Raw genomic sequence first — 24,878 nt, forward strand, 5'->3', positions numbered from 1 at the left:
TATCCCCATGAATCTCCGTGGGGAAACAAGGACGACTTGGGGACTCGGCGGCACGACCGTTGCTCAGCTCGCGGGGCATGGGTGGTGAGCAAGGGCGAGTGGGGCAGCGCGGTGCGTCGTCGGCGGTGACAGGGCCAGGCGCAGCGACGCAGCGGGTGGTGGGGATCAGCGACGCAGCGGGAGGTGGGGATCAGCGAGGCGGCGGGAGGTAGGGATCAGCGGGTAGACACCGAGCGACGCAGGGCGGCCTCGACCCGTGCGACGGTCGCGGCGGGGCAGCGCACGACGTCGTGCCAGCCCACCCGGATGACGGTCCACCCCAGCTCTTGGATCTCGACCTCGCGCCGCCGCTCGTTGCGGATCACGCCGGCAGCGGCGTCCGAGTACTTCGACTCGCCGTCGAACTCGAGCACCAGCCAGAGCTCGGGCCAGGCGAAATCGGCCCGGTAGGACCCCGTCCGTCCCACGATCACCCACTGCAGCTCCGGCGCCGGCAGCCCGGACTCCGCCAGCAGGAGGCGGGTGAGGGTCTCACCCACGGACTCGGAGCGCGTGTCCATGGCGTCCAGCACACGCCGCGCCCTGCGCACGCCCCGGCGGCCCGCCCACTCCGGCAGGCGGTTCTCCAGCTGGATCCGAGTGAGCCCGAAGCGGTGCGCCTGATCCGCCAGGACCACGGCGTCGGCGAAGGGCAGCAGCCGGGCGCAGTCCAGGAGCGTGCGTTCGCCCGAGGTGGCGCGCAGTCCGTCGATCGTGACGACGTCGGTCTCCGGCAGCCGCTCCTGGTGTCTGACGACTCCGGAGTACCCGTTGTGGGTTCCCTCACCCGGCCTGGTGAGCGTGTGCAGACGGGCCGGGACACGCCGCAGGCGGAGACCGTGCACGAGAGCGGCGGAGGCGAGACAGAACACCGGTGGCACGGACGCCGCGCGGGTGAGCGCCCGGTACCGGAGCAACGACTGCTCCTCGGGCCTGAGCTTCCGGTAGCTGTCCGACGACGTGAAGTAGCCGGGCTGAATCCGGTGGAGCTCCCCGGTCCGGAGACGACGCCGGATCTCGTGGACGCTGAGGCCGGTGTCCTGCAACTGGGTGAGGTTCATGAGCTCGGTCATGCCCTGTTGATAGCTGGGGACGGAGTCCCGGTGATCCGTCGCCGCCGCGATGACGAACAAGCCGGCGACCTGATCCCGCAGCACGACTGTGGGGAGTGAAATTGACGTTGCCGCCGAATCCCCAATCCAGTCGCATTTCCCCACACCGATGCGTGGGGACATGAGACAACTTTGGGGGCTCGAGGTCCGGGATGGGTCGCACGTGGGGACTCGGCGGCGGAGGGGGACGGGGCCGATACGATGTCCCGGTGACAGAATCCACTGCGCCCGAGCCCGCCGCCCGCGCCCTGCTGGGGCCCGCGGAGATCCGCGCGCTCGCCGAGCAGCTCGGCATCCGGCCGACCAAGACGCTCGGGCAGAACTTCGTGATCGACCCCAACACGATCCGGCGGATCATCGCCGCCGCGCGGCTGGGCGAGCACGAGACGGTGCTCGAGGTGGGCCCGGGGCTGGGCTCGCTGACCCTCGGGCTGCTGGACTCCGCCGACCGGGTCGTGGCCGTGGAGATCGACCCGCCGCTGGCGGCGCAGCTGCCGCTCACGGTGGAGCGTCTGCGCCCCGAGCTCGCGGACCGGCTGACGGTGCTGGAGCAGGACGCCCTGCGCGTCGAGGCGCTGCCCGCCGAGCCGACCGCCCTGGTGGCGAACCTGCCGTACAACGTGGCCGTCCCCGTGCTCCTGCACCTGCTGGCCCGCTTCCCCTCGATCCGCCGCGGGCTGGTCATGGTGCAGGAGGAGGTCGCGGACCGGCTGGCCGCCGCACCGGGCTCCAAGGTCTACGGGGTGCCGTCGGTCAAGGCCTCCTGGTACGCCGAGGTCACCAAGGCCGGGACGATCGGGAAGAACGTCTTCTGGCCGGCCCCCAAGATCGCCTCGGGGCTCGTTCGCTTCGTGCGCCGCGAGCAGCCGGTGGCGGACGTGGACCGGGAGCTGGTGTTCACGGCCGTGGACGCCGCCTTCGCCCAGCGGCGCAAGACCCTGCGGGCCGCGCTCGCCGGGTGGGCAGGCTCCGCCGCGGCCGCGGGGGAGATCCTCGCCGCCGCCGGGATCGACCCGGCGGAGCGCGGCGAGAAGCTGGACGTGCACGCGTTCGCCCGGATCGCCCAGGCCGGTGCCGCCGCGGGTCTGACGGCGGGGGTTCGCGGGGCATGACGGCGGAGCGGATCACGGAGCGCGCCGATGCGCCGGGCAAGGTCAACCTGTTCTTCGCCGCGGGCCCGCCGCGCCCGGACGGCTACCACGACGTCGCGAGCCTGTACTGCGCCGTGAGCACGGGGGAGACCGTGACGGCCACCCTGACCGGCGGCACCGGCACCGGCACCGGCACCGGCACCACCGTGGGCGTGGCCGCGGTGCCGGGCTCGCTGGTGGCCCAGCAGATCGAGCGGGGCACGTTCCGCCTGGACGCGGTGCCCGCCGACCGGTCCAACCTGGCGGTGCGGGCCGCCGAGGCCGTGCTCGCGCGCTTCCCGCCGCTCACGGGCGGGCTGCACCTGCAGATCGACAAGGCCGTGCCCGTGGCCGGCGGCATGGGCGGGGGCTCCGCGGACGCCGCGGCCGCGCTGCGGGCCGTGAACCGCCTCGCCGCCCGCGCCACGGGACGTCCCGCGCTCGACGACGGCGCGCTGCTGGAGCTCGCCGCCGGTCTCGGCGCCGACGTGCCGTTCGCGCTGACGGGCGGGGCCGCCGCGGGCACCGGGACGGGGACGCAGCTGCGCCCGGTGGCGGTCGGCGCCCCGCTGCACCTGGTCCTGGTGGCGGCGGAGGCGGGGCTGTCGACGCCCGCGGTCTACGCCGAGCTGGACCGGCTGCGCGCGCACGCCGACGTCCCGCCGCCCCGGCTGCCGGAGGAGCTCGAGGAGGCCCTGGGCGCCGGTGCGGCCGGAGTGCTGGCCCCGCTGCTGGCCAACGACCTGCAGGCCGCGGCCCTGTCCCTCGCCCCGCAGCTGGCGCCCGTGCTGGCCGCGGGTGCGGCCGGGGGCGCGCTGGCGAGCTTCGTGTCCGGGTCCGGGCCCACGGCGGCGCACCTGGTGGTGGACGCCGCCGCCGCGGAGGAGCTCGCGGACGTGCTCAGGGGCCAGGGAGCGCCCGCTCTCGCGGTGCGTGCTCCCTGACCCCTGGCGATCGGCCGCCGGCGCCTGGATCGGACCTGACCTCCCGGGTTCAGGCGGCGCCGGCGGACGTCAGTGGCCCTGGGCGCCGGCGTCCTGGGCGGGCGCCGGGTCCGCCGCGGGGCGGGCCTGGCGCTGCACCACGAAGGCGGGGACGACCGCGGCGCCGCGGCCGCTGAGCCGCTCGAAGCGCTCCCGGAACCGGCGCAGCCGGCCCCGGGGCTCCACGGCCAGGACCAGGCCGTCGACCCGGTCGGTCAGGGCGGCCAGCTCGGCGGCACCGGCCCGGGGCGGGACCGTGGCCACCAGCAGCGAGGCCGTGGTGTCCTCCATGCCCAGCCAGTTCGTCCCGCCGAGGGTGCCCATGGGGTCCGTGAGCGTGTCGGCGCCCACGATCTCCACGGTGCCGCCCCAGGAGGAGACCACGTTGTCCAGGGCCTGCACCACGACCGCGGCCTGACCCGGCAGGGTCGAGTGCACCGCGATCCGGGAGCCCGGCCGCGGCACCGCACGGTCCTCGTCCTGGGAGAGCCGGCGCAGCAGCTCGAGCGCGCCGTCCTCGTCGTCCTCGGAGCTCAGCACCACCACGGGCGAGCCGGTGGCGTCGGCGAGCCGGTCGGGCCGGCGCACGCTGCGGTCGGCCCGCTCCCGGAGGGCGCCGGCGAGGGCGCCCAGGACCAGTCCGCCCACCAGGCCGCCGGTCACGAAGAGCAGCAGGCCGGCGGAGGAGGGCTCCTGCGGCGGCGTGGCCTCGCTGATCACGCGGCCCGGCGTCGGGGCGATGAGGGACAGGGCGGTGCGCTGCTCGCGCAGCTGCCGCAGGGTGGAGGAGTCGTCGTCGGAGCGCTCGAGGGCCGCGATGGACCTGTCGACGCGCTGCAGGGTGTCGTCCGCGGTGGTCTGCACGTCCTCGCCGCGGTCGGCGAGGTAGGCGGTGGCCAGGGCGTTGGCGCGCTCGGCGGCCTGGTTGGGGTCGTCGGCGGTGACGGTGACCCGCAGCACCTGGGTGTCGTCCGGGGCGGCGGTCGAGAGCCGCTCGAGCAGGTCCTCGGCCAGCGCGGGGTCGGCGTCCTCGACCGGGACGTCCTGCAGCAGGGCCGCGGCCCGGAGGGTGATGCGCTGGGAGGCCATGGTGGCCATCTCCGTCTGCATCTCGACCTCCTCGACGCCGGAGTCGCCCGTCAGGGGGTTCACCGCGCTGGGGGTGACGGTCATCGAGGCGGTCGCCTGGTAGGTGGGCGGCCACAGCAGACCGGCCACGAGCGCGGCGGCCAGGACCACGAGCCACGTGCTGACGATGGTGGGCCACCGGCGCAGGACGCGGCGCCACGGCGGTGTCGGGTCCGCGGGCTCGGGCCGGCGCGGCCGGGTCCGGACGGTGTCGTCCCGGGTCCGGCGCCGGTCGGCGCCGATGGTGTTCAGTGTCTCGCTCATGTGGATTTCCCCCCTGGTGGATCGCGGTCGTCTCGGTCGGAGCGGTCGTGGCCGGTGCCCGCCCCCCGGCGGACCGCCGACCCGGTCCTCGGGAAGCGCTGCCGGGTCCAGCCCGGCCGGCGGCGTCCTGATCCGATGTCGATCGATTTGAATGTTACAGATGCAAACTCACCGGGACCACAGGAGGTCCCGGGAACTGCGTGGCCTCTTCGGGCCACACGTCTCGTCCGCCGTCCCCCGGACGGCGGACCGGCCGCGGAGCACGAGCAGCGCCGCGGCGCCGGCCACGAGCAGGCCGGTCAGCGCCAGGTGCACGAGCAGGCCGGCGGTGCTCTGGCCGAGCAGTTCGCGCACGAGCAGCCCGCCCCCGCCCGTGAGCACCGCCGCGGCCGCGGCGATGGCGCCCACCACGGACCAGCGCGGTGAGATGCCGAGCAGCCGCACGGACTGGAACAGGGCCAGGCCGGTGTCGGTGAGCACCGACGCCGCCCACGCGGTGGCCGCGCCCACGAGGCCCCACTGCGGGATCAGCCACAGGTTCAGCACCACCGCCACGGCCAGCGCCGCGGTCTTGTTCATCAGCTGCCACCGGCTGCGCCCGGCCATCAGCAGCAGGGACTGCACCCCGCCGGCGGAGACGGCCAGGAGCATGGCGGAGGCGATGACGACCATCGCGGGATGGCCGGAGTCGAAGCCCTCCCCGAAGAAGGACAGGATGACGGGCCCGAACAGCAGCAGGGTGAGGTAGAAGGGCCAGGCGCCGGCCACGAGCACCGCGGTGGTGCGGGTGAACACGGACCGGGCGGTGGCGAGGTCGTCGACCGCGAGCGCCGCGCTGATCGACGGGCCGGTGACGATGCGCGCGGTGTGGTCGAGCATCGCGCCCACCCGGATGCACCGGTTGATCACCCCGTAGACGCCCGCGGCGGCGGGGCCCAGGAACGCGGCCACGAGCAGCACGTCGAGCCACTCGAGCAGCGCCTCGACGAAGGCGGTCACGCCGCGGGCGGAGGAGAAGGACCAGAACGCCCTCCGCTGGACCGCCGTCCCCGGTGGGGGAGCGGCCCCGGGCTCGTCGCGCAGGTTCCGGAGGTGCCGCCGGAGCAGCACGAGGGCCAGCGCGGCGACCACGGCGACCGGCACCGTCCACGCCGCCGTGAGCGCCAGCAGCCCGCCGCCGGCCAGGACGACGGCGAGGACGCCGAGCACCCGCAGCGAGGGCAGCAGGACGTTCTGCAGGAAGGAGAAGGTCGGCACCCGGTGCAGTCCGCGCAGGGCGCCGAAGGCGAGGTTGAGCACGGCGCCGAGCACCAGGAACGGGGCCGCCAGCAGGACGGCGGGGCCGACGCCCTCGGGCAGGACCCCCGGCAGGACCGTGAGCAGGGCCGCGACGGCGGCCACGCCCAGCGCGAGCACGAGCACCGGCCGCCCCGCGATCCGCAGCACCCCCGGCACCGCGGCGCCCTGGCCCCGGGCGGTGAGGGCGGGGACCGCCCGCACCAGCCCGGTGTCGGCGCCGAAGGTGGACAGGGCCGTGGCGATCGCCAGCACGGCCACCACCTGGAAGAACTGTCCCGCCGCCGCCGCGCCCGAGGCGTTGGAGACCACCAGCGTGGCGGTGAAGGCCAGACCCGCGCCCGTGACCACGAAGGCGAAGGTCAGCGAGCCCGAGCGCGCCAGCGGCGGGGCGCTCACAGCCCCTCCCCGTAGCGCCGGGAGCGCAGCAGCACGGCCAGGCTGAGGCTGATCAGGATGAACTGCACCGCGTCCAGGCCGTAGTAGGTGAAGAACAGGCACGCGGCTACGGGCGCGGCGTGGATGAGCAGCCCGGTGGTGGTGCGGACCTTCAGCGTCATCAGCGTGGTCCCGTGCAGGTAGACCATGAACAGACCCAGGCCCACCAGCCCGTAGCAGAACATCAGGGTCCAGATGTAGCCCTGGGTGCCCATCTCGATGCCCACGGTCTCGTCGTAGAGGGGCGCCCCGTAGCCCAGCAGGGGCGAGTCCAGGGTGGCGAGGAAGGTGTCCCGGTACAGGTCCGAGCGGGTGCCCGTGCTGTCGCTGTACTGCTGCCGGCCCATGATCCGCTCCACGGCGCCGCTGGCCACGAGCCACCCGCCCACGGCGGCCACCCCGGCCGTCCCGGCCAGGGCCACCCCGATCCGGCCCCGGAGGACCATCCGGACCATCACGTAGCCCAGGGCCACCGCGATGCCGAGGAACATGCCGCGGTTGGTCGTGGCCACGGCCGGGGCCAGCGAGGCCAGCAGCCCGGCCACGATCAGCAGGTGCCGGGCGCGGAAGCGCACCGTGGTCAGGTAGGCCAGCACCAGGGGCGTGAGGAGCACGAACCCGGAGCCCCACCCGTTGGTGTACGGGAACGGGGCGGCGGGCCGGTTGTAGGGCTCGGGCGCCCCCCAGGGCTTCTGGACCTCCGCCAGCGGCGGGAAGAAGTAGTTCTGCACGAGGGCGTTGGAGGTGATCCCGTCCGGCAGCAGCAGGCCGATCGGGGTGGTCAGCCGGGCCTCGGGGATCACGAACGTCAGCAGGCCGAGCCCCACCAGCGTGGCCCACGCGACCACGGCGGCCCGCAGGAACCGGTGGTGGTCCAGGGTCTCCCGGGCGTTCCAGTAGTAGACCACGTAGACCAGCGCGGCGAAGATGTTCACCCAGCGCAGGGCGAAGCCCATCCAGGACCCGAAGCCCTCGATCTGCACCGAGCTCGCGGCCATCCAGAGCAGGAACACGCCGAGCACCCACGCCGGCCACGGGACGGTGGTGCCGCGGCGGAGCACGAGCAGGAAGACCATGACCACGGCGAGCAGGGCCGGGGCGAACTGCAGGGCGCCGGAGGCCCAGATCAGCGGCAGCCCCCAGAACAGGACCAGCAGCGGCCAGGCCGGCAGGGCGGCGGTGGTGCGGCGGACCGGGGCCGGCCGCACCACCGAGGGGCTCAGGAGCGCCACGGCCGCCTCACACTCCCCGGCCGAAGAAGGACACGGCGTTCTGCAGCCGCTCGGCGCTGACCGCCCCGGTCGCCACCGCCAGGGCGCCCCACGCCCGCAGCTGCCCACGGTCCCGGCGCAGGGCGGCCCGCGCCCACCGCACCGCCTCCCGGCGGTCGCCGCGGGCGGCGTGGGCGAAGGCCACCTGCCCCGCCATCAGGGCCGTGCCCCGGTCCGAGGTCTCGAACTCGGGGAACTTGCGCAGCATGTAGGTCAGGGCGTCGGCCATGTCCCCCCACTGCTGGCGGAAGAAGGAGGGCCGGTCCCAGCGCACGGTCAGCACGGTCTCGGGCACGGAGCGCACCGGGGCGTGCCGGGCCAGGCGCAGCAGCAGGTCGTAGTCCTCGCCGTAGGAGGACGGCAGGTCCTCGTCGACGAGACCCACCGGCCCGTACAGGTCGGCCCGCCGGCAGATCAGTGCCGAGGGGTGGATCTCCATCATCCGGTCGGCCAGCAGCTCCTCGAAGGTGGCCACCGCCTGCGGGACGCGGCGGATGGTGCGCTCGTGGGAGACGATCTCGATCGCCCCGGCGATCGCCGAGGCCTCCGGGTGCCGGTTCCAGTGGGCCACCTGCCGGGCGAGCTTGTGCGGGGCCCACACGTCGTCGTCGTCGCAGAAGGCGATGATCTCCCCGGTGGCGGCGTGGATGCCGGTGTTGCGGGCGCCCACCAGGCCCGGGGAACGGGTGTTGGGCACGGTGCGCAGCTCCACGCCGGCCGGGACGCGGACGTCGGCGAGCGGGTCGACCTCGATCCGGTCGAAGACGACGACGACCTGCAGCGGGCCGGCGTAGTCCTGCTCGACGATGGCGCGGACCGCCTCCCGCAGCATCTGCGGGCGCCCGGCCGTGGCGATCAGGACGGACACGGACGGGTGCTCGGTGCGGAAGCCGGCGGCGGTGGTGGCCGGGGCCGGGGCGAGGACGTCAGCGGACATGGCTGGTGCTCCTGTCGGTGGGGCGGGCGCCGGCGGTGCCGGCGTCCGGGACGGTGGGGGCGGGCCGGTCGGTCAGGCCCCGGTACTTGCGCCGCATCGAGACCGCGCTGATCGCCGCGAGGGCGGCCAGCAGGATCGCGTAGGCGGGCAGGAAGAGCGCGGGGATCCCCCAGAGGAGGAAGATCCAGCAGGTGACCCCCGCGTCGGTGGGCAGGTTGAGGAAGGAGCGCAGCGTCCCGCCCGTGGGCGGCCCGGCGATCCCGCCGGTGCGCCGCAGCTGCTCGGCGAGGATCTGGCTCATGAACTGCCCGACCTCCACGAGGACGAACAGCGCGGCGAGCACCGCCAGGGCCGCGGCCGGGAACGCCTCGGGCCGCGGGTGCAGCAGGGCGGCGGCGGCCACGGCCAGGTGGATCGCCGGGGTCCGGATCGAGTCGACCACGTGGTCGAGCCACTCCCCGGCCGGCGAGCCGGTGCCCGTGAGCCGGGCCACCTGCCCGTCGGCCGAGTCGAGGACGTAGCCGGCCGCGAGGAGCACGGCGACGACGACGCCCGTGGCCGGGGCCGGCGGTGCCACGACGAGCACCGCCAGCCCCGCGGCGGAGAGGACCGCGCTGAGCGCGGTCACCCCGTTGGGGGTCAGCCCCGCCGCGGCCGCCTCGGCCGCGGCGTAGCGGGCCAGCGGGCGGTTGACCCACCGGGTGTAGGCCGGGACCCCCTGGCCGGGCTTCTGCGCGGCGCGCAGCCCGGCCAGGGCCTCCGGGAAGGTGGGCCGGCGCCGCGGGGCGCCGGCGGTGCCGGTGGTGCTCATGCCGCGTCCTTCGGGCGGGGCGCCAGCTCGAGGTCGAAGCTGGCGTCCGGGGTCGCCCGGTAGTCGAGGTGCATGCTGACCGTGATCACGTTGACCCCGGCCTTCAGCGCCGAAGCGGGCACCACGGCGGTGACCGGGTCGGCGAGGGCGGCGGCGGTGCTCCGGGAGCCCAGCGTGTAGCTGGTCCAGTCGAGGGAGCCCTCCGGCATGTTGGACCGGACGACCTCCTTGCCGTTGACCCGCACCACGATCCCGTCGTCGGCCCGGGTGGTGAGCTGCAGGTCCCCGAGCGCCGCCGGGTCCGCCACCGTGAACTCCTTGCGGAACTGGGTGGCGACCGGCCGGCGGCCGTCGGTGGTCAGCTCGGTGATCACCGGGGTGCCCCAGCCGAACGGTGCCCGGCCCTTGAGCCAGCCCGTGACGGCGCCGGCCTGCTCCCAGTCGTCCTCCGGCGCCGAGTCCTCGTGCCGGTAGGACCACTCGGCCCCGCGGGCGATGACGTCGGGCTGCACCGCGGGCGCCTCGGGCTGCTCGCCCTTCACGACCTCGGCCCGCAGGTCGAAGCTGGCGTCGGTGGTGTTGGTCCAGTTGGAGTGCATCTCGGCGGCGATGACGTTCTTGCCGTCGCGCAGCATCCAGCCGGGGACCTCGACCGTGACGGGCTCGGCCACCGCGGTGGCGGTCCGGCGCGGTGCGGTCGCGTAGGTGCCGGAGGCCAGCAGCCCGTCCGGCAGGTTGTTGCGGACCACTTCCTCGCCGTTGACGTAGACGGCGATGCCGTCGTCCGCCCGGGTGGTGAGGGTGAGCTTCTCGACCGTGGAGGCGTCGGCCACCTCGACCGAGCGGCGGAAGTAGGTGGTCAGCGGGCGGGTGCCGTCGGCCACCAGCGTGGTCTTCACCTGGTCGCTGCCCCAGCCGAGCACGGCCGAGCCCTGCTTCCACGCGGCGTCGTCGAAGTCTGTCGCCGCCCAGCCGCGGGCCGGCGGGTTCGCGCGGTCGTGGTGGTAGCGCCACGTGGCGCCCTCGGCGACGAGCGCGGCCGGATCGGCCGGCTGCTCCGCCGGCTGCTCCTCGGCGGGAGGCTCCTCGGCCGGGGGCTCCTCGGCGGGAGGCTCCTGAGCCGGGGGCTCCTCGGCCGGCGGCTCCTCCTCGGCGGGCGGTGCCGGCTGCGTGCCGGCGGTGGCCACGGCGGTGAGGTCGAAGGTGGCGTCGGTGGTGTTCGTCCAGTTGGAGTGCATCTGGGCGGAGATCACGTTCTTGCCGGTCTTCAGCGCCGATCCGGGCACCTCCACCACGACCGGCTCGGCCACCGCGGCGGCGGTCCGGCGCGGGGCGAGGGCCCACGGGTTGTCCTCCAGGGAGCCCTCGGCCACGTTGGAGCGGACCACTTCCTTGCCGTTGACGTAGACGACCACCCCGTCGTCGGCGCGGGTCGTGAGGGTCAGCTTCGCCACCTTGGAGGCGTCGGCCACGTCCACGGTCCGGCGGAACTGGGTGACGATCGGGCGGGTGCCGTCGGCCACGAGCGTGGTCCGCACCGAGGCGTCGCCCCAGCCGAGCACGGCCGAGCCCTGCTTCCACGCGGTGTCGTCGAAGGCGGTGGACGTCCAGTCCGCACCGGGCGAGACGTCCCGGCTGTGGTGGTACTTCCACGTGGCGCCCTCGGCGATCAGGGTGCTGGTGCCGGTCCCGGGCTCGGGCTGCGGCTGCGGCTCCGGGGCCGGCTGGGCGCCGGCCACCACCACCGGGGTGGAGGCGGAGACGTTGCCCGCGGCGTCCGCCGCGCGCACCGCGTACCGGGCGCCGTCCAGGTGCGGGACCTTCAGGCTCGTGCCCGTGGCGGTGCCGATCGGGCGGTCGTTGCGCAGCACCTGGTAGCTCACCCCGGACTCGGGGGCCGCCGTCCAGGTCAGGGCGTCGGAGGTCCCGTCGAGGGTGACCTTCAGGCCCGAGGGCGCCGCCGGGGCCTTGGCGTCGCGCGGGGCGAAGCGCAGGAAGCCGCCGGACCACTGCGCCGCTCCGGAGGTGGAGACGCTGCGGTTGATGTCGCCGCCGGTCCACAGCACGCCCTTGCTGTCCATCAGCGCGGCCCAGATTCCCCAGCCGCCGAAACCCTTGATCTCGGGGTTGAAGCCGGGCTGGTAGCGCCCGCTGGCGGCGTCCCAGGCGCCGATGGCGTTGATCCGGTCCGCCACGATCTTGGGCTGGGTGGCCACGTTGGCCTTGATCCACTTGGTGGCGCCGGCGTTGTACCAGTTGAAGCAGTGGCAGGCGCCGAAGACCGTGCTGTCGGTCGAGGTGATCGCCTGGATGTCGCCGCCCTGGGAGGTGATGCCCTCGGAGGTGCGCTGGAAGGTGGAGCGGTCGTAGCCGAACATCGAGTGCTCGGCGCCGCCGGCCCACACGGTGTTGCCCTGCTCGCGCACGGCGAGCTGGAAGCCGTCCTGGCCCGGGTTGGCGTAGTCCACCGGGATGGAGGGCTCCCAGGTCCAGGGGTCCAGCGCCGCGCCGGCGGAGGAGCGCACGGCCGCGAGCCGGAACGCCGAGGCGCCCTGGGACTGGTTGAAGTAGCCGGCCGCGTAGAGCCGGTCCCCCTTCGGGGAGGCGTCCACGCTGGTCACGGTGCCGTTGAACTCGGGGTTCCAGGAGGCGTCCGGGGTGCGCGTGGAGATCTTCACGCGGGCGCCGGCGCGGGCGTAGACCCGGCCCGTCTCCTGGCCGCCGCTCAGGTGGGTGAAGGCCCCGCCCAGGTAGAGCCAGTCGCCCTGCACGTCCAGCGACCGGACCTGCAGCACGCCGTTGGTCAGGAGGTTCTCCACCTTGAGGTTCCAGGCGGTGTCCACCTTGCCGGTCGTGGCGTCGAGCACCACGACGCCCGGCGCGCTCACGCCGTTGACCGTGGTGAAGCGCCCGCCCACGGCCAGCCGGTTGTCCGGCAGCTCCGCGAGCGCCTTGACCTGGCCGTTGAAGACCGGGCGGAAGTCGGTGCGCAGCTCACCGGTGTTGACGTCGAAGGCCGCGAGGTAGGACTGGGCCACGCGCCCCGTGCCGGCCGCGTTGCGCTGCATGGCCTTGAAGTTGCCGCCGGTGAAGACCGAGTTCCCGATCTGCTCGAGGGCCTGCACCTCCGTGTTCATCTCCTCGCCCAGGCCGTCGGCGCGCTCCACGGCGCCCCACTTGGTCGGCTCGGCGCCGCTGTTGGGCAGGGCCCGCTGGGCGATCGCGGCGGTGCCCGCGTCGGGGATCGCCTTGCCCTCGAAGGCCTTCTGGTCGACCTTGGGCCGCAGGTACACCTGCGTGAAGGGCATGGCGCCCTTGCCGCCGGTGGCCGGGGACCACAGGTAGGTGGTGGCGGTGTTGCTGCCGGCCACCTCGTCGCCGTAGCGGAAGCCGCGCTGCCAGCTGGTCTCGGCGACGTCGGCGAAGCGCATCCGGGCGGTGCCGGTGGAGCCGATGTCGTTGGTGGTGCCGCTGGTCCCGGAGGCCACGCCCGTGCCGTAGCGGAAGGACCAGGAGGTCACCGGGGTGCGGGAGCCGAACGTCCAGTTCCAGTACGGCTTGGCGCTGACCTTGATGCGGCCCTCCTGCCAGGTGGTGCCCGCGGCGTCACGGGCCCGGCGCAGCCGGATGCCGTCGTCGAGGGAGTCGGGCCGCTGCCCGTTCAGGAGGTCGTCGACCGTCTCCGAGGACAGCTGCTTGGGCGCGAAGGCCGCGGTGCCGGTGACCGTGGAGGCGACGTCCTTGGGCGTGCCCACGCCCTGGTAGTACTCCTTCCAGTCGTTGCGGCCGCGGCCCACGAGGACCCAGCCGCCGCCGTCGGTCACCTGGTCGCAGTAGAACTGCTCGGGTGCGGTCATCGCCGGGGTCACCAGCCAGTAGACGCCGGAGGCCGACTTCGGGTCCTTCTGCTTGATCTCCCAGCAGGACGCCGCGGCCGAGGCCGCGGTCTTCCCGTCGACGGGCGGCGCCTCGGCGGCGCCCGACGGGGCGAAGGTCAGCAGCGTGGCGGCGACGGCCATCACGGTGCCGATGCTCAGGCTCGCCCGGGTGCGGGCCGTGCGGGCCCGGCGCCGGGCCCGGTCCGCCCGGGGCGGGGTGTTCGTGTTTCCCATGGTGTGGTTCCTCAACAGGTTCGTGCGGACGGGTCAGCAGGTCGGGTCGTCGGGGAAGCCGTGCTGGACGACTTGCCAGGACTCGCCGGGCTGACGGAAGAGGTCGTAGTTGTGCAGGGCCTTCCGGCCCTTCTGCGGGCCGCTGACGACCACGCCGGCACGGTCCACCACGGTGACCGCGGAGGAGTCGAGGCAGACCGTCACGCGCACGGCCTCGCCCTCGTCCGTGGGCAGTGGGGCGGAGACGGGTTCGCCGACGACGACGGGCGTCCCGCGTTGCTCCCAGCCCTGGTGCTCGTACTCGGCCAGGGACGCGAGGATCTCCTGGAGCGCGGCGCCGGCGGCGGACTCCTGGGCCACCGCGACGGCGGCCGGGTCCAGCTCGGCGGGCTCCTCCCCGGCGTCGAGCTCCGCGGAGGACTGCGGGTTGCCCGGGTTCTCCGGGGCCGGCTCGTCCGAGGGGACGAAGGCCTCGTGGACCTCGAGCGCCGCCTGGATCTGCTCGACCTCCGGGGCGTCGGCGGCCACGGGCTCCGCCGAGGGCAGGTCCTTGGCGCGGACCTCCTGCGGCGTCTCCAGCTCCACCACGGTGTTGGCCTCCAGGGCCTCGGCCGCCGGGTCGTCGCCGGCGCCGCCGGCTCCGCAGCCGGCCAGCAGCCCGGCGAGCACGAGCCCGCCGAGCACCCGGTGCGCCGTTCGGACAGTGGGACCTCGAGTGCTCGATGCGCACGACAGGTCAAGGATCATGTCAGCTCCCCCCAGATCTGAACTTCCGGCGCCGAACAGCCGGCGCCGCGGTGATCCGCCGCGGGTCGTGGGTCGAGGGACCCCCGCAGCCTCCCGGACGACCCCCCGTCCGGATTCATTGGATCGCATGGAGTCTAACCCCGGGGTTAACGATCGGGAACGGATCGGGATGTCCCCTTTTGTGGCCATCCTTTTCGGATGCAAACGCGGGTTTCTCCGCAGTAGGGTGAGGCGATCACCGGAGTTCCCTGAAGCAAACGGGGGCTCCGGACGCAGCACGGGACGGCCGCGGCTCGGGGGGAGCGCGGCGTCCGGCGAACGTAGGGGGACGATGTGGCGGGGGAGACACCGGGATCGGCAGGGGCGCGCCGGCGCCGGAGGACGCGGCTGCCCGTGCGGCAGTTCGCGCACCTGGACGCGATGCGCGCCGCCGCGGTCATGCTGGTGGTGCTCGCGCACGCCGGGCTGGAGCTGGTGCCGGGCGGCAGCGGGGTGACGATCTTCTTCGTCATCTCCGGCTTCATCATCACGCACCTGGTGCTCAAGGAGCACCGCCGCACCGGCGGCTTCGACATCGGCGGGTTCTACCGCCGGCGGGCCCTCAAGCTCGCCCCGCCGCTGCTCGTGGCCCTGGTGCTGCCCACCGCCCTGTACGCCTGGCTGGTGCGGCCGCTGAACCCCGGGGACGTCCTGGGGCAGGTCTTCTTCTTCTTCAACTGGCGCTACACGGACTCCCAGGTGGACGTCCTGCCCGGCTCCATCGTGGTGTGGAGCCTGTCCATCGAGGAGCAGTTCTACGTGGCGTTCGCACTGATCTGGCTGCTGCTGGTGGGCCGGCGCCGCCCGGCCACCGCGCTGGCCGTCCTCGCCGGGACCGCCGCGCTCGCCTCGGCGGGCGCGCGGGCGGCCCTGCACCTGGGCGGGGCGAGCGCGGACCGGATCTACTTCGGCACGGACACCCGGCTCGAGGCCATCGCCATCGGGGTGCTCGCCGCGGTCTGGTACGCCCGCGTCACCCGGGAGGGCGCGGCCGGCGCCCCGCCGTGGTGGGGCCGGGACCGGGTCCTGGTGCTGGCCGTGCTGCTCTACCTGGGGTCGCTGCTGATCCGCGACGAGCTCTTCCGTGAGACCGTGCGCTACTCGGCGCAGGCGGTCGCGGCCTGCCTGGTGGTGCTCTGGGGCCTGCACGGGCCCACCGGCCGGCTCGGCACCCGGGCCTTGGCGGTGATGCGGTGGACGCCGGTCCAGCTGCTGGGACTGGCCAGCTACAGCATCTACCTGCTCCACGTGGGCACCGGGCACGCACTGACCGCCCTGGTCGGCGAGCTGCCCGGCCCGGCCGGGGTGGCCCTGCGCGTGCTGGCCGGCACTGCCGCGGGCATCGCCTGCTGGTGGTTCGTCGAGGAGCCGGTGGCCCGCTGGAACCACCGCCGCCGCGCCGGCCGGAGCGCCACGGGCACGGCCGTCCCCGTCCCGGCCTCGCAGCCGGCAGGGCAGCCGGCAGGACAGCCGGCCGGGCAGCCGGCCGGGCAGTCGGCAGGCCGCCCGTCCGGAGAGCCGGCGGGGCAGCCGCGCGGGCAGCGCGCGTCCGGGCAGCCCTCGGGACAGCCGACGGGTCAGCCCGCGGAGCAGCCGGCAGGGCAGCCGTCCGGGTGAGCCGCGCCCGTCCGTCCGCTCCGGGCGGACGGGCCCACAGATTTCCGCCGCGCGCCTTCCGGGGCCCGCGGCGAGCAGACCGAGAGGGACTCCCGGCGTGGCCGGGGCGGTCCACCGGGCCGGGGCACAGGAGGCCCCGGCAGGATTCCGAGGGGGGAATGACTGACATGAGCACCGACAAGCAGGCACCGCGCGTGGGGTACGCGGCCGGGGCGTTCGACCTGTTCCACGTGGGGCACCTGAACATCCTGCGCCAGGCGAAGCAGCACTGCGACCACCTGATCGCCGGCGTGGTCTCGGACGACCTGATCGAGATCACCAAGGGCCACCGGCCGGTGGTCTCCCTGCGCGAGCGGATGGAGATCGTGGAGCACATCCGCTACGTGGACCAGGTCCACGCCGAGGTGCTGCTGGACAAGCTGGACACCTGGGAGCAGCTGCGCTTCGACGTCTTCTTCAAGGGCGACGACTGGCGCGGCACCCCGAAGGGCGAGCGGCTCGAGCGGGAGTTCGCGGCGGTGGGCGTGGAGGTCGTGTACTTCCCGTACACGGTGCACACGTCCTCCACGAAGCTGCGCGCCGCCCTCGAGGTGCTCTCGCTGCCGGTGGCCTGAGGATCAGCGCGGCGGCTCCGGGGGGAGTCGGCGCCCGGGGTCCTCCCCGGACCAAGGCGGCCGTGTCGGGTGCGAGGACCCCTCCGGCGGTGCCGGCGAGGAGCCCTGGGCCCGAGGTCCCTGCGGCGACCTCGGCCCCTGCGGGTGGTCCTGCGGGGAGAGCCCGGGGCCGGGTCGCCCCTGGGCCGGCTGCTCCGAGGGCGGGCCCCACCGGGGCGGCCCCGCCGGGGCGCCGTGGCCCGGACCGGCAGGGCCCCGGCCCACCGACCCGGCGGTCCCCGCCCAGGTGCCGGTGTGCCGCGGGTCGCCGGCCGCCGCGGCGCCGGGTGCGCCGGGGTGGTCGTCCCGGTCCGCGCGCCGGCGGGCCCGGCCGCGGCGCGCGGCGTCCCAGGCCCACACCACCAGGGCGCCCACGCCGAACAGCGCCACGAGCAGCGCGACGACGGCACCCAGGAAGGGCACGGCCCGCAGCAGCACGTAGATCAGCAGGCCGAGGGCCAGGGCGAGCACACGCTTGCCGAAGCGTGCCGGGTCCCGGTCCCGCAGCAGCAGACCGCCCGCGGTGAAGCTGACCACGACCGGTGCCAGCAGGGCCACGGCGAGCACCAGGACCAGGACCAGCACGAGGTCGAGGACCACGCCGGTGGTCACGACCGCGGCCGCCAGCCCGCCGAGGGTCAGCCATCCCAGGGCGATGGCCAGCAGGACGGCCACGACCAGCACGGCGAACAGGGCGACCGCCGTTCCCGCGACCGCCAGCGCGCCCCAGCCCAGGCTGAGCCAGGGACGGGCGCGGAGCACGCCCGCGGCGCCGCGGGTGGCCCGGGGCATCAGCCACAGGGCGAGCAGCCCGACCAGGAACAGCGTCACGAACAGGCGCAGACCGTCGATCAGCAGGGCGAGCGGACCGGCGGGTGCGACCGCCTCGTCCTCGACCACCACCTGCTCGTAGTCGACCTGCCCGGCGATCTCGGCGCCCGGGGCGATCGTCGCCTCTGTCCCGGACCGGTAGGACAGGTCCCCGTCGAGGCGCGCGCCGTCGGTGAGGGTCAGGCCCGGGTCCACCCGGGGCACGGCCACACCGGTCGTGGGCGCCCACGCGGCCCCGACCTCGTCGGCGGAGCCCACGTCCGCCTGCACGTCCCCGCCGATCGCCCCGGCCAGGGCGAGCGCGGCGGCCCCGGCGGTCACGTCGCCCTCGACCGTGCCGGCCAGCTGGGCCTGGTAGGCGCCGAGGAGCACGTCCCCGCCGATCTCGGCCCCCGGGCGGGTCTCGATGCTGTAGCCGGCGGTGACCAGGTCGTCGGTCACCCGGGCCCCCTCGCCGAGGAGGAGCACCTGGGAGGCCACGCGGGCGTCGTCGCCCACGGTGCCCTCGATCACCACGGTCTGGGCCGCGGCCATGAGGTCCCCCTCGACTGTGCCGTTGATCGTCACGGTCCCGCCGGCGACCAGCAGGTCGCCGCGCACGGTGCCGTCGACCACCACGTCCCCGCCGGTCACGTACAGGTCGTCGTCCACGACCTCGTCGGCCGCGACCACCACGGTGTCCTCGCCGCGGATCTCGGCGGCCCCGGCGGCGGGGGCGGTGAGCAGGGCGCCCGTGAGGGCCAGGGCCAGCAGGGCCAGCAGGCTCAGCAGGGTGGGTAGGCGGCGGAGGAACGGGACGGGCGAGGTGCGGGGCACCGGCTGGGTCTCCATGCTCCCGAGTCCACGCCCGGGCCGGGACGGAGTCAAGGAACGGGCCAGTGTGACGGCCGCCCGCCGTGTACCAGCGCGTAGGTGTAGAGCTGGTCACGGTTGCGGATCGTCGCTGGTGGGGCGGGGGCCGCGGTCCTAGCCTGAGGCTGTCGTGCGGAGGGCGCGGCGGATCCGATCGGGGGTGGGTCATGTCAGGACAGAGACTCGGAGCAGGAGTGGCCGCGGCAGTCGTGGTGTTCGCGGGGCCGCTGCCGGCGGCGCTCGCGCACGGCGACGAGGACCCGCCGGGGCCGCGCGTGGTCGCGGAGGGCCTCGACAACCCGCGCCAGCTCAACCGGGACCAGGACGGCGACCTGGTCGTGGCCGAGGCGGGCCGCGGCGGCACCGAGTGCGTCGGTGCCCGGTGCGCGGGACCGAGCGCCGCCGTCACCCTCATCGAGGACCCGGGACGGGACACCCCCACGGTGACGACCGTGGTGGAGGGCGTGCTGTCCGTGGCGGCGCCGGACGGGAGCTTCGCGGAGGGACCCGGTGGCGCCGACGCCACGGACGTGGCGGGGCAGTACATCGTGGCGGGCTACGACCCCGAGCGGCTCGACCTCTCGGTGTTCACGGCCCGCGGTGGGGCGATGCTCGTGGCCGGCACCGAGGAGAACGGGGAGAAGTACCTGGTCTCCTACGCCGATCTGCAGGCGGCCGAGGAGGAGCTCAACCCGGACGGCGCCCAGATCGACTCGAACCCGTACGCGGTGCTCTACGTGGACGAGGACGACGAGGCGTCGCCGGACGGCTACGCGCTCGTGGCTGACGCCGCCGCCAACACGGTGTGGAAGATCGAGCCGGACTTCTCCACCGCGACGGATGACGCCCCGCCGGAGTACGAGATCACCGCGTGGGCCGCGTGGCCGACCACGGCCCTACCGGACGGGACGGACGACCCCCAGGGCCCGGCCGAGTTCGTGCCGACGTCCCTGACCGCCGACCCGCACGGCAACGTGTTCGTGGGCGGTCTGGGCTCGGAGCGTCCCGGGGAGGCCTCGGTCGTGCAGTTCGACGCGGACGGCACCGAGCTGGACCGCTGGGACGGCTTCACCGCGGTGACCGGTGTGGCCGTGGACCGCGGCCACCTGTACGTCTCGCAGCTGTTCGGGCTCACGCCGCCCATGCCTCCGGGGGAGACCCCGGCGGCGGAGGCGCCGCCGACCCCGGGGGAGGTCCCCGGCCAGGTGGTGGTCGTGCACCGGCACCATGAGGACGCCCCGCGATACGCGATTGACGTCCCCCTGCCCGCCGGTCTCGCCACCGGACGGCACGGCGAGGTCTACGCCTCCGTGAACAGCGTGGCCCCGGCCGAGGGCATCCCGGCGGGTCCGCAGAACCCGTTCGGTGCCGTGGGCGGCGGAGCGGTCTGGGAGCTGGACTTCTCCGACGCCTACCGCGTGGAGGTCCCGGCCCCGGCCGACGACCAGTAGGAGAGATCCGTGCGGAACGCCCGACGGCGGTAGCACAACGCGATCCGGCCACCGCCGTCGGGCGTTCCGTCCAGGGAACCGAGGGCACTCCGATGAACCTGCTCAGCCAGATCGCCGCCGGCGTCACCGTGGCCGGGCTCGCCTTCGCCTTCGTGCTGGAGGTCTTCTTCCACCGCGATCCACGGACGTACTCCTTCACGCTCATCCGCCCGGAGGACGTGCCGGCCGTGCGGCTGTGGGTGATCTTCATCGGCCTCTACAACCTGTGCTTCGCAGCCGGCATCGCCGCGGGGCTAATCCTGCTGAACACCGGCGCGGACGCGGCGGGACGCGCCCTGGTGCTCTTCGGCTGCGGAAGCCACATCCTGCTGGCTGTGCTGTTCCCGTTCGTCGAGCGCCGCCTGTGGCGCAACGCGCTGATGGAAGGGGTGCCGCCGCTGATCGCCGTCGTGGCCTACGTCCTCTGGGGGTGACACCTGTGGGTGCCGGCCGGCTACCGCGGGGAGCGGGCGCCCTCGCTCAGGAACCGCTCGGCGACCTCCAGGCGGCGCCGGGCCCGGTCGGGTGGGCCGCCGGAGCGGCGGGCGCCGGCCACCAGGGACAGGGCCACCCCTGCGCAGCGCACCCGCAGGGCCGCCGGGTCCACGACGTCGTCGAACCCGGCGAGCAGGCGCGCCACGGCCGCCGGGGCCTGCGTGTAGCGGCCGTGGACCGTGGGCAGGACCGCGAGGTGGGCCGCCAGGCAGGCGAGGTCGTCCACGCGGTGGCCGGGGCCCACGGCGTCCACGTCCAGCAGCCCCGACAGCGGCCCGAACCGCCCGCGGGTGTCCGCGCCCACGAGCAGGTTGGCCTCGTAGAGGTCCCCGTGCGCCGGAACGGTGGGGCCGGGGTCCGTGTCCCGGCGGGCGTGCTCGATCGCCGCGGCGAGCCGCTCGATCCGCGCGTGCTCCTCGGGCAGGGCCACCGCGGCCGCGTGCCCGTAGTCCAGGATCCGGTCCGTCCAGGACGGGCGGGAGGGCAGCTGGAGCACGGTGGCGGGCAGGGCGTCGAGCAGCGCGAGCACGTGCTCGGGGCGCAGGGCGGCCGCGCCGTCGTCCCGCACGGACGCGGCCAGCGGGGCGCCGGGCAGCTGCCGGAGCACCACCACGTCCCGGACCGGCTCGCCGCAGGGCGCCGGCACGGGCAGCCCCGCCTCCAGGAGCATCCGGTGCCGGGCGTGCAGCGCCGCGGCCCGGCCCTGCCGCAGCACCTTGAGATAGCGCACCCGGGACCCGTGGACCGCCCGCAGCACCGCCCGGCGGGTGGGCCGGTAGGAGACCTCGGTGAGCTCGGCGGGCACGTCCGCGGCGAACACCTCCCGCCCCACCTCCCCGGGCGAGGACGCCCAGACCAGACCGGGCAGCCACGGGTCCGCCGGGTGCCGCCACGCGACGAGCTCCAAACCCGAGTGCCGGCTGCGCACCGCGCCCGGGAACGCGCCGGCGGGCGGGGAGGCGGTGCTCACGCAGACCACCTCGGCGGTGGGCCGCGCGCCGTCCCGGGCCACGACGTCGAAGACCGCGGTGACCCCCGCACCGGGGCGGTGGTGGACCCGCCGCCGGGTCCAGCGCTGCACGGACATCCCGGCCAGCGCCTCCTCCAGGACCGGGCCCATGCCCGCGCCCGAGAGCAGTGCCACGGCCCGCTGTTCCGGGCCCGTCACCGGTCTAGACCAGGTCCTCGGACAGTTCGAGCCAGCGCAGCTCGAGCTCCTCGATCTCGTCCTGGACGGCGTTCAGCCGGGCGGTGATCTCGCCCAGACCGGTGTAGTCGGACTGGTCGTGCGCCGCCATCTCCGCGTGCAGGGAGTCGACCTTGGCGGCGAGCTTCTCCAGCTTCCGCTCGATCGAGCCCACCTCCTTCTGCGCGGCCCGGGCCTGCGCGCCGGAGAGCTTCGGCCCGTCCTCCGCCGTCGTCCCGGGGGAAGAGGCCGCCCCCGTGGCCGCCAGAGGATTGGACGCGCTCGCGGAGCCGACGGCGGTGCCGGTGCGGGACTGGGAGGCGAGCTCCAGGTACTGCTCCACGCCCCTCGGCAGGTGCCGGAAGCGGCCGTCGATCACGGCGTACTGCTGGTCGGTGACCCGCTCCAGGAGATAGCGGTCGTGGGAGACCACCAGCAGCGTTCCGGGCCAGGTGTCGAGGAGGTCCTCCATGGCCGCGAGCATGTCGGTGTCGAGGTCGTTGGAGGGCTCGTCGAGGATCAGCACGTTCGGCTCGTCGAGCAGGATCATCAGCAGCTGCAGCCGCCGCTTCTGCCCGCCGGAGAGGTCCTTGACCGGGGTGGCGAGCTGCTCGTTGGTGAAGCCCAGGCGCTCCAGGAGCTGGCCCGGGGTCATCTCCTTGCCGTCCGCGAGGTAGGTGCTGCGCTTGGACGCGACCACGTCCGAGACCCGGTCCTCGGCCACGTCCTCCAGCTCGGAGAGCTGCTGGGTCAGGGTCGCGATCTTCACGGTCTTCCCGCGCTTGACCCGCCCGCTCGTGGGCTGCACCTCGCCCGTGACCAGGCCCAGCAGCGTGGACTTGCCCGCGCCGTTGACGCCCAGGATGCCGGTGCGCTCGCCGGGGGCGATCAGCCACGTGACGTCCCGGAGCACCTCCCGCGGGCCGTCGTCCTCGGTGGGGTAGGAGACGGAGACCTTCTCCAGGTCCACCACGTCCTTGCCCAGCCGGGAGACCGCCAGCTGGGACAGGGCCACGGTGTCGCGCGGCGGGGGGACGTCGTTGATCAGCTGGTTCGCGGCCTCGATCCGGAACTTCGGCTTGGCCGTGCGGGCCGGAGCGCCGCGGCGCAGCCACGCCAGCTCCTTCTTCATGAGGTTCTGTCGCTTCGACTCCACGGTGGCGGCCTGCCGGTCCCGCTCCACCCGCTGCAGGACGTACGCCGCGTAGCCGCCCTCGAAGGGCTCCACCATCCGGTCGTGCACCTCCCACGTGTCGGTGCACACGGCGTCCAGGAACCACCGGTCGTGGGTGACCACGGCCAGGCCGCCCTGGTTCTTCGGCCAGCGGCTGCCGAGGTGACGGGCCAGCCAGGTGATGCCGTCCACGTCCAGGTGGTTGGTGGGCTCGTCCAGGAAGATCACGTCCCAGTCCCCGGCCAGCAGGGCGGCGAGCGCCACTCGGCGCTTCTGCCCGCCGGAGAGCTCACCCAGCTTCGCGTCCCAGTCGAGGTCCTTGACCAGCCCCGAGATCACGTCCCGTACCTTCGCGTCCCCGGCCCACTCGTGCTCCTCGCGGTCGCCGACGACGGCGTGCCCCACGGTCAGCTCCGGGTCCAGCACGTCGGCCTGGTCGAGCATGCCGATCCGCACGCCCGAGCGCACGGTCACCCGGCCCCCGTCCGGCTTCAGGCGTCCGGCGAGCAGCTTCATGAGCGTGGACTTGCCGTCGCCGTTGCGGCCCACGATGCCGATCCGGTCGCCCTCGTCGATGCCGAGGCTGACGGAGTCGAAGACCGTCTTGGTGGGGAATTCCAGGTGCAGGTTCTCGCCGCCGAGTAGATGTGCCACCCGTCAAGGGTACTCGCGTGCCCACCCGCCCCGACCCGCTCCGCCGAGCCCCGGGTTCCTCGCCCCTGGCGCGCCGAGCCCCCACCCTCCGGACGCGTGGCCCGCCGAGTCCCCAGCCTCGCGGGCCTCTGGCGCGTCGAGCCCCCAGCGCTCAGCCTTCTGGCGCGTCGAGTCCCCAGTCCGGACGCCTCTGGCGCGTCGAGTCCCCATCACCGGGCCCTTGGCGCGCCGAGTCCCCAACTTCTCGGGCTCCCTCGCGTCGAGCCCCCAACGCTCAGCCTTCTGGCGCGTCGAGTCCCCAGTCCGGTCGCGTTTCCCCAGGAAAATTCGTGGGGACACGGGAGGCAATTGGGGGCTCGGCGGAGCGGGGCGGGCTGGGAAGGCGCGGGCGGTCACTATCCGGGCAGACATCCGCGGATGTAGCCGATTCCTCATGCCGGGGGTGGACGCTTCGTGAATGCATGACTCCGCATCCTGTAGATGGCGTCACGAGGCGCCGCAGGGAAGACCAGCACATGCGGAGGCACCACCATGGAACCATCACAGCAGTCCGGCGCGGCACGACCCTGTCCGGATGGAGCGGGGGACCGGGGATCGTCGCGCCGGCGGCTCGCCGGAGTCCTTGCGGCCGGAGTCCTGGCCGGGTCCACGCTCGTCGTGGGGATGGCACCGGCCCAGGCCGTGAGCACCGGAGTGGCGGTGCAGAACGGCGTCCTGAAGATCGCGGCCAGCCCGGGCAAGAACAACGCCATCACCGTGACGCCCTACGTGCAGGGAGGGAGGGCCTACTACCGGGTCACGGACACCGGGGACTCCGTGGTGGCCGGGAACCAGTGCCGCAGGTTGAGCAGCACCACCATCCGGTGTGCCGCCGCGGGCGTCTCGTCCGTCCGGGTGGACACCGGCAGCGGCAACGACACCGTGAACCTGTCCGCCGTGAGCCGGCCGTCGGTCGTGGTGGCCGGGTCGGGCAACGACGTGGTCCACGGCGGGACCGCCAGGGACGTCGTCCACGGACAGGACGGCAACGACACCCTGCGGGGCCGGGCGGGCCACGACCACCTGGACGGCGGGGCGGGCACCGACTACCTGCTCGGTGGCAGCGGGAACGATGTCCTGCTGGGTCAGGCCGGCATCGACCACCTGTACGGCGGAACCGGCAACGACCACCTGCTGGGCGGAACGGACAACGACCGACTCACGGGTCAGGAAGGCAACGACATCCTGCGCGGGCAGGACGGCGACGACACCCTCTACGGCAGCGCCGGGGACGACACCCTCTACGGCGACGCCGGGCGGGACAGGCTCCACGGAGAGGCGGGGAAGGACCGGCACTACGGCGGCCCCGGCAACGACATCCTGAAGGGGGTGGACCGAGTGGCCTTCAACGACTACCTGAACGGCGAGCAGGGCTTCGACAACTGCGAGGCCGACGGCGGTGACACCGTGCTCAACTGCGAGATCAGGAGGTTCGTGGCTCCCTCCGTCACGGCATGACGGGTGCAGCGTAGCGCAGTGCAGTGCAGTGCGGCGGTGGCGGCGGGGCTCGCGCGCTCGTGAGGCACCGCCGCCACCGGCAGCTGATCCGCCGAGCCCCCACCCGTCACGAGGGCGGCCCA

Annotated in this window: 18 protein-coding genes; 7 read left to right on the plus strand and 11 right to left on the minus strand. The window is 74.4% G+C overall.

Annotated elements, in window-relative coordinates:
- Positions 1-215: 215 nt before the first annotated feature.
- On the minus strand, positions 216-1,112 hold the full coding sequence (locus tag QYM41_RS04930; protein ID WP_368798632.1) for a type IV toxin-antitoxin system AbiEi family antitoxin: 897 nt from the start codon (positions 1,110-1,112) through the stop codon (positions 216-218).
- Positions 1,113-1,360: 248 nt separating this feature from the next.
- Here QYM41_RS04930 and rsmA point away from each other — a divergent pair, with 248 nt between their 5' ends.
- Positions 1,361-2,263 carry a 16S rRNA (adenine(1518)-N(6)/adenine(1519)-N(6))-dimethyltransferase RsmA gene (rsmA, locus tag QYM41_RS04935; RefSeq protein ID WP_368798633.1) on the plus strand — a complete coding sequence of 301 codons (903 nt, stop codon included), beginning with the start codon at positions 1,361-1,363 and terminating at the stop codon, positions 2,261-2,263.
- A complete protein-coding gene (locus tag QYM41_RS04940; protein WP_368798634.1) occupies positions 2,260-3,225 on the plus strand; it encodes a 4-(cytidine 5'-diphospho)-2-C-methyl-D-erythritol kinase in 966 nt (321 codons plus the stop codon). Before rsmA ends, QYM41_RS04940 begins: the two co-directional genes overlap by 4 nt.
- Before the next feature lie 69 nt (positions 3,226-3,294).
- Here QYM41_RS04940 and QYM41_RS04945 read toward each other — a convergent pair whose 3' ends face one another.
- The 7 genes from QYM41_RS04945 to QYM41_RS04975 form a co-directional block, all read right to left on the minus strand.
- Positions 3,295-4,656, minus strand: a complete 1,362-nt coding sequence (locus QYM41_RS04945) for a hypothetical protein (RefSeq protein ID WP_368798635.1) — start codon at positions 4,654-4,656, stop codon at positions 3,295-3,297.
- Between the two features lie 168 nt (positions 4,657-4,824).
- Positions 4,825-6,351, minus strand: a complete 1,527-nt coding sequence (locus QYM41_RS04950) for a lipopolysaccharide biosynthesis protein (RefSeq protein WP_368798636.1) — start codon at positions 6,349-6,351, stop codon at positions 4,825-4,827.
- Positions 6,348-7,622 (minus strand): O-antigen ligase family protein, encoded by a 1,275-nt coding sequence (locus QYM41_RS04955; protein ID WP_368798637.1) that lies wholly within the window; start codon positions 7,620-7,622, stop codon positions 6,348-6,350. The genes QYM41_RS04950 and QYM41_RS04955 overlap by 4 nt, the downstream gene beginning before the upstream one ends.
- A gap of 7 nt (positions 7,623-7,629) precedes the next feature.
- Positions 7,630-8,598, minus strand: a complete 969-nt coding sequence (locus QYM41_RS04960) for a glycosyltransferase family 2 protein (protein ID WP_368798638.1) — start codon at positions 8,596-8,598, stop codon at positions 7,630-7,632.
- Positions 8,588-9,409: a CDP-alcohol phosphatidyltransferase family protein gene (locus tag QYM41_RS04965; protein ID WP_368798639.1), complete on the minus strand. Its 822-nt coding sequence runs from the start codon at positions 9,407-9,409 to the stop codon at positions 8,588-8,590. The genes QYM41_RS04960 and QYM41_RS04965 overlap by 11 nt, the downstream gene beginning before the upstream one ends.
- Entirely contained in the window at positions 9,406-13,521 is a 4,116-nt protein-coding gene (locus QYM41_RS04970) for a fibrinogen-like YCDxxxxGGGW domain-containing protein (RefSeq protein ID WP_368798640.1), read from the minus strand. Before QYM41_RS04970 ends, QYM41_RS04965 begins: the two co-directional genes overlap by 4 nt.
- Positions 13,522-13,554: 33 nt before the next feature.
- The gene (locus tag QYM41_RS04975; protein WP_368798641.1) at positions 13,555-14,268 is read right to left on the minus strand and encodes a hypothetical protein; all 714 of its coding nucleotides are present in this window, start codon (positions 14,266-14,268) and stop codon (positions 13,555-13,557) included.
- 393 nt (positions 14,269-14,661) lie between these two features.
- Here QYM41_RS04975 and QYM41_RS04980 point away from each other — a divergent pair, with 393 nt between their 5' ends.
- Positions 14,662-15,924: an acyltransferase family protein gene (locus QYM41_RS04980; RefSeq protein ID WP_368798642.1), complete on the plus strand. Its 1,263-nt coding sequence runs from the start codon at positions 14,662-14,664 to the stop codon at positions 15,922-15,924.
- 167 nt (positions 15,925-16,091) lie between these two features.
- Complete coding sequence (locus QYM41_RS04985; protein ID WP_368798643.1) at positions 16,092-16,538, plus strand: FAD synthase family protein; 447 nt, start codon at positions 16,092-16,094, stop codon at positions 16,536-16,538.
- A 3-nt stretch (positions 16,539-16,541) separates the two neighbouring features.
- On the opposite strand, the gene QYM41_RS04990 is transcribed toward QYM41_RS04985, so the two are convergent.
- Positions 16,542-18,239 (minus strand): hypothetical protein, encoded by a 1,698-nt coding sequence (locus QYM41_RS04990; RefSeq protein ID WP_368798644.1) that lies wholly within the window; start codon positions 18,237-18,239, stop codon positions 16,542-16,544.
- A 215-nt stretch (positions 18,240-18,454) separates the two neighbouring features.
- On the opposite strand from QYM41_RS04990, the gene QYM41_RS04995 reads away from it, so the two are divergent.
- Positions 18,455-19,711, plus strand: a complete 1,257-nt coding sequence (locus QYM41_RS04995) for a ScyD/ScyE family protein (RefSeq protein WP_368798645.1) — start codon at positions 18,455-18,457, stop codon at positions 19,709-19,711.
- Positions 19,712-19,803: 92 nt separating this feature from the next.
- Positions 19,804-20,184 carry a DUF1304 family protein gene (locus QYM41_RS05000; RefSeq protein ID WP_368798646.1) on the plus strand — a complete coding sequence of 127 codons (381 nt, stop codon included), beginning with the start codon at positions 19,804-19,806 and terminating at the stop codon, positions 20,182-20,184.
- Between the two features lie 20 nt (positions 20,185-20,204).
- Here QYM41_RS05000 and QYM41_RS05005 read toward each other — a convergent pair whose 3' ends face one another.
- Entirely contained in the window at positions 20,205-21,389 is a 1,185-nt protein-coding gene (locus QYM41_RS05005; RefSeq protein WP_368798647.1) for a phosphotransferase, read from the minus strand.
- A 28-nt stretch (positions 21,390-21,417) separates the two neighbouring features.
- Positions 21,418-23,259 carry an ABC-F family ATP-binding cassette domain-containing protein gene (locus tag QYM41_RS05010; protein ID WP_368798648.1) on the minus strand — a complete coding sequence of 614 codons (1,842 nt, stop codon included), beginning with the start codon at positions 23,257-23,259 and terminating at the stop codon, positions 21,418-21,420.
- 663 nt (positions 23,260-23,922) lie between these two features.
- Here QYM41_RS05010 and QYM41_RS05015 point away from each other — a divergent pair.
- Positions 23,923-24,756, plus strand: coding sequence for a calcium-binding protein (locus tag QYM41_RS05015; RefSeq protein WP_368798649.1), 834 nt, complete (start codon positions 23,923-23,925; stop codon positions 24,754-24,756).
- Positions 24,757-24,878: the final 122 nt, after the last annotated feature.

It is taken from the genome of Kocuria oxytropis (assembly GCF_040981195.1).
Classification (GTDB): Bacteria; Actinomycetota; Actinomycetes; order Actinomycetales; family Micrococcaceae; genus Kocuria; species Kocuria oxytropis.